The organism is Streptomyces sp. NPDC056948 (assembly GCF_042674225.1).
Lineage (GTDB): Bacteria > Actinomycetota > Actinomycetes > Streptomycetales > Streptomycetaceae > Streptomyces > Streptomyces purpurascens.
The window spans coordinates 1-5,252 of record NZ_JBHUQX010000539.1 but is presented as its reverse complement, the minus strand read 5'-3'; the positions used below and the strand labels follow the sequence as shown (position 1 = coordinate 5,252).

Sequence of the window (5,252 nt, the reverse complement as noted above, 5' to 3'; positions counted from 1 at the left end):
CCCGTACGGGACGCGGCCGCCGGCGGGCGGGTGGTGCTCGGGGGTGCTTCGGTGACGGCCATGGCTCCGGTGCTTCTGCTTCGTCCGAGCGGCTGTTTCGCCGGCTGCTACTTCGTCAGCTCGCCGACGAGGGCGTCGATGTACGCCTCCATCGACTGAGGACCGCCGAACATCCAGATGCCGTCGGGCAGCCGGTGCACCTTGTCGGCCTTGACGAACGGCAGGGACGTCCACACGGCGTTCTTCTTCAGCTGGCCGGAGAACGGGTTGCTGGACTTGTCGTCGTCGTTGCCTATGTAGGCGAACTGCACGTCCTTCGGCAGGGTGGTGAGGCCCTCGACGTCGGTGGTGCCGAGGCCGTAGGCCGGGTCGCCCTTGACCTTCCAGGCGTTCTTCAGGCCGAGCCGCTTGTTGACCGACCCGATGAGGGAGCCGTCGGTGTACGGGCGCAGGGAGACCTGGTTGGAGGTGACGTAGCCGTCGGCGAAGGCGATGTCGGCGCCGTCGAGCTCGGCATCGGCGAGGGCCTTCTTGCCCTCGGCGACCTTGGCCTCGAAGTCCGTCCGGGCGGTCTTCGCCTTGTCGGTGGTGCCGGTGGCCTTGGCGATGAGGTCGAGGTTGGTGAACATCTGCCCGATCTGGTCGGACGCGTCGGCGGACTTGATCTCCAGCACGGGGGCGATCTTCCGAAGCTGCTTCACGGCCGCGTCCGGCAGGTCGGAGCTGGCCACGATGAGGTCGGGGGAGAGCGAGGCGACGGTGTCCATGCTGGGCTCGCCGCGGGTGCCGATGTCCTTCGGCTCGTTCTTCAGCGGGACGGCGGTGTCCCAGGTCTTGTAGCCCTTGACGTCGGCGACTCCGACGGGGTCGACGCCGAGGGTGATGAGACTCTCGACCTCGTTCCACTCGGTTGCGACGACCTTCTTGGCCGGGCCGTCGAGCTCGACCTTCGCGCCGGTGGCGTCGGTGAGGGTGATGGCCTCGGAGGTCTTCTTCGAGCTGTCCGCGGCGGGCTCGGTGGTGCCGCAGGCGGTGAGGGTGAGCGCCGCGGCCGTGGTGGTGGCAGCGGTGAGCAGGAGACGTCTCATGAGGTGGTGCCGAGCCTTTCGCTTCGGGTGGTGCGGGTGTGGTGCCGGCCGATCGGACGGGTCCGCAGTCGGCCGGTGTGGGGGTCTGTGTCGACGTCGATCCGGATGCCGTAGACGGCGGTCAGCCGCTGCGGGGTCAGGACCTCCTCGGGCGGGCCCTCGGCGACGATCCGGCCCGCTTCGAGCAGCGTGATCCGGTCGGCGATGGCCGCCGCCTGGTCGAGGTCGTGCAGCACGACCCCGACGGCGATCCCGTGGTCGTCCGCCAGATCGCGGACGAGGTCGAGGAGTTCGATCTGGTAGCGCAGGTCGAGATAGGTCGTCGGCTCGTCCAGCAGCAGCACACCGGTCTCCTGGGCGAGGCAGCTCGCGAGCCAGACCCGCTGCAACTGCCCGCCGGAGAGGTGGTCGGCGCCGCGCTCGGCGAGGTCCGTGACCCCGGTCAGCGCCAGCGCCCGCTCGACCGCGGCCGACGCGTCCGGGTCCGGGCGGCCGAAGCGGCCCCGGTAGGGGTAGCGGCCGAACTCGACGAGGTCCCGCACGGTCAGCCCGCTGGGCGTGGGCCGGCCCTGGGTCAGCAGGGCCACGTACCGCGCGAACTCCCGGGCGGTCAGGGCGAGGCCGTCGGTGCCGGCGTCGATCCTGAGCGCGGCCTCGCGGGCCCGCTGCAGCCGGGCGATCGTCCGCAGCAGCGTCGACTTCCCGCTGCCGTTGGGGCCGACCAGGACGGTCACCTCACCGGGCCGGAGCGTGATCGCCGCGTCGTGCACGACATCCACGCCGTCGTACGACACGGTCACACCCGTGGCCGAAAGTCGATGCCCGCGCAGACGCTGTCCGCCGGCCGCTTCTTCACCAGATCTCACGCGGCGAAGGTTAGCCTAACCTTAGTAAATGCCGGGAGGGGGGTGTCGGAACCGTGATCTCAGCCCGTCTGCCACGAGGCCGGATTCCATACCCCCGAGCGGCGCAGCGACTGCGGGCAGTGCAGATAGATCTCGTCGATGTCGAGCACGAGGGCGAGGGCGGGGCGCTTGCCGTCCTGCGTCGTCATGGCGTCGAAGAACGGGGCGTCGGTGAGGATCCGGGCCCGGCCGTTGACCCGCAGGACCTCCTTGCCGCCGGGTATCAGATACAGCAGCCCGGCGTGCGGGTTGTCGAGGATGTTGTGGAAGCTGTCGCCGCGCCGGTTCCCCGGCCGGTCGGGCAGCGCGAGCGTGCCGGAGTCCACGACGTGTGTGAAACCGGTGGCGTCCCCGCGCGGGGAGACGTCGCAGTTACCCCGTGTGTCGGAGGTGGCCAGCAGGCAGAAGGGGGAGCGCGCGAGGATGTCCCGGTCCTGGTCGGTGAGCCGGTCGTGGACCTTCTCGATCACCACGGGCCAGGGCTCGCCCAGCAGTTCACGCAACTCGGCGCGTGATCCCAGCTCGACCCAGCCCTCCTCGCGCGCGGCGACGGTGTCGGTCGTGTGCGGCAAGGCGGGCTCCCGGGGGTGTGCGCGTCCGTCGATCTGTCCGCACACCCTATCGAAAGTGAGGCAAGCCTAGCCTTACCTGGAATTCCGGGGCGGGCAGAACTCGGCCGAGACGACGTTCTTGCCACCCCCGACCCAGTCCCCGTTGAAGTTCAGGGTGATCATGTGGCGGCCGTCCCTGGAGCCGAAGGACTGGGTCGAGGAGCCGTGGATCCCGCCCGAGTGGCCCCAGACCGGGACCCCGCAGCTCGTCTCGTACTCGATGAGGCCCAGGCCATAGCGCTGGCCCGGCAGATTGCCCTCCGTCGAGACCGTCCTCGTCATCTGCCGGAGCTGGGCGGGGCGCAGCAGCCTGCCGCCGAACAGTGCGCTGAAGAAGCGGTTGAGGTCGGCGGAGTTGCTGATCATCTCGCCCGCCGCCCAGGCCCAGGACGGGTTGAGCTCGGTCACGTCGTAGGTCTTGCCCGGGTCCTCGGTGAAGGTGGAGTAGTGCCGGGTGGGCGCGGGCACGTGCGGGTCGGTTCCGGGGAAGCGCGTGGCGCGCATCCCCAGCGGCCCGGTGACACGCCGTTCGATCTCCGCGGCGTAGGGCCGGCCGGTCAGCTTCTCGACGATCAGCCCGAGCAGCAGGTAGTTGGTGTTGGAGTACTTCCAGGAGGTGCCGGGCTCGAACTGGGGAGGGTTCTCCAGGGCGAGGGCGATGACCTGCTGCGGAGTCCAGTCGTCGTAGCGGGACTCCAGGAAGTCGATGCCGAGCACCTTCTTCGCGAACGTGGCGTCGTCGGTGAAGTTGAAGATGCCGCTGGTGTGGTTCATGAGCTGACGCACCGTGATCTTCGTACCGTCGTGGCCGTTCCCCCGCACCAGCCCGGGCAGGTAGTGGTCGACCGTGGCGTCGAGGTCGGCCCGTCCCTCCGCCTGGAGCTGGAGCATGACGGTGGCCACCAGGGTCTTGGTGACGCTTCCCGCGCGGAACCGGTCGCCGTGGCCGCGAGGCTGCCGCGTGGTGAGGTCGGCGACGCCCGAGGTGCCCTTCCACACCCCACGGGTGTCGCGCACCTCCGCCACGACTCCCGGTACTCCCGCGCCGACGGCGGCGTCCATGGCGGCCTGGGTGGCGCCGTGCCCGGACCCTCGCGTCTCCGTCGCGGCCGCGGGCGTGGCCAGCAGGGCCGTACTCGTCGCCGCGATCGCCGTCAGGCAGACCAGCGTCGTCCGTATCGGGCGTGTCGACATGTGCACCGACCTCTCTCGGCTCGTGGGAAGGGCATCGTTCCGACCGGCCCTAACAGACCCCCCATGCGCCGCTAACAGCGATGTGTGACGCTCTTCGCGCAGGGGGCCGATGCCGAACAGGGGGGAGTGCTGGTGAAGTTCGCGGTACTGGGAGCACTGACGACGGCCGACGACGACGGCGTGGCCTTCGCCGTCCGGGGAGCGAAGCCCCGTGCGCTGCTCGCCGTCCTGCTGCTGGAGCCGAACCGCACCGTGCCGCCGGACAGGGTGACGGCGGCGCTGTGGGGCGAGGATCCGCCGCCGACCGCCGCCGCCTCGCTGCACAACCACGTCGCCCGGCTGCGCCGCGACCTCCGCGACACCGGCGGCACCCGGCTGCGCACCATGCCCCACGGTCTTGAACTACGGGTAGATTCGGACGAGTTGGACCGCGACGCGTTCGAGGAGCGGGTGCGCCGGGCGGTGGAGGCCCGCAACCGGGAGGACTGTGAGGCGGCGGAGCGCGCGGCGGGCGCCGCGCTCGCCCTGTGGCGCGGCACCCCCTTCGCGGACGTACCCGCTCTCGCCGGGCACCCCGTCGTCACGTTTCTCCAGGAACAGCGGCTCCAGGCGCTGGAATGCCGCTTCGAGTCCCTGCTGCGCCTCGGCCGTCCCGACGGGCTCGCAGCCGAACTGGGCCTCCTCGTCGAGGAGCATCCGTTCCGGGAGGCGCTGCACCGCCAGCTCATCCTCGTCCTCGGCCGTACCGGCCGCCGGGCCGAGGCGCTGGCCCGCTTCCGGTCCCTGCGCCGGACCCTGGTCGAGGAACTCGGGGTCGAGCCGGGCCCGGCCCTCCAGGACGCCCACCGGGAAGTGCTCCGCGGCGCGAGCCTCCGGCACCGCGAACCGCCCGCTCCCGCCGCCCCGTTCACCGCCGCCGAGTCCGAACCTCCGGCCGTGCCCCGGCGGACGCCCCCGCGGCCGGAGCAACTCCCCGCACCGCCCCACGGGTTCGTCGGCCGCGCCGAGCACATCGCCGAGCTCCGTGCCGCGCTGGAGTCGGATCGCGTCAGCACCGCGTGCGCGGTGATCAGCGGCATGCCCGGCGTCGGCAAGACAGGCCTCGCCCTGCACCTCGCGGAACAGCTCAGGCCCGCTTTCCCGGACGGCCGCCTCTACCTCGACCTGCACGGCGCCACCCCCGGCATCGCCCCCCTCACCCCCGCCGACGCCCTCGCCGCCCTCCTGCACGGCCTGGGGGTGGACACCCGGCGGATCCCGGGCGACGAGGCGGCCGGCTCCGCCCTGCTGCGCTCCGCGCTGGCCGCCACCCGCACCCTCCTCGTCCTCGACGACGCGGCATCGGTGAGCCAGGTACGTCCCCTGCTCCCGGCAGGCGCCGGCTGCGCCGTACTGCTGACCAGCAGACAGCCGCTGGCCACCCTCGGAGCCGCCACGCACGTCCGGCTCGAACC

At 71.5% G+C, this 5,252-nt stretch carries 5 protein-coding genes; 1 reads left to right on the top strand and 4 read right to left on the bottom strand.

Annotation, left to right across the window (positions count from 1 at the left end):
- Nucleotides 1-107: 107 nt before the first annotated feature.
- The 4 genes from ACFTZL_RS40515 to ACFTZL_RS40500 form a co-directional block, all read right to left on the bottom strand.
- Nucleotides 108-1,088 carry an ABC transporter substrate-binding protein gene (locus ACFTZL_RS40515; RefSeq protein ID WP_382594262.1) on the bottom strand — a complete coding sequence of 327 codons (981 nt, stop codon included), beginning with the start codon at nucleotides 1,086-1,088 and terminating at the stop codon, nucleotides 108-110.
- Entirely contained in the window at nucleotides 1,085-1,954 is an 870-nt protein-coding gene (locus ACFTZL_RS40510; RefSeq protein ID WP_382594259.1) for an ABC transporter ATP-binding protein, read from the bottom strand. The genes ACFTZL_RS40515 and ACFTZL_RS40510 overlap by 4 nt, the downstream gene beginning before the upstream one ends.
- Nucleotides 1,955-2,013: 59 nt before the next feature.
- On the bottom strand, nucleotides 2,014-2,565 hold the full coding sequence (locus ACFTZL_RS40505) for an MSMEG_1061 family FMN-dependent PPOX-type flavoprotein (protein ID WP_382594256.1): 552 nt from the start codon (nucleotides 2,563-2,565) through the stop codon (nucleotides 2,014-2,016).
- 72 nt (nucleotides 2,566-2,637) lie between these two features.
- A complete protein-coding gene (locus ACFTZL_RS40500; RefSeq protein WP_382594253.1) occupies nucleotides 2,638-3,798 on the bottom strand; it encodes a serine hydrolase domain-containing protein in 1,161 nt (386 codons plus the stop codon).
- An 84-nt stretch (nucleotides 3,799-3,882) separates the two neighbouring features.
- Here ACFTZL_RS40500 and ACFTZL_RS40495 point away from each other — a divergent pair.
- Nucleotides 3,883-5,252, top strand: a 1,370-nt coding sequence (locus ACFTZL_RS40495) for a BTAD domain-containing putative transcriptional regulator (RefSeq protein ID WP_382594250.1), incomplete at its 3' end; no start/stop codon positions are given.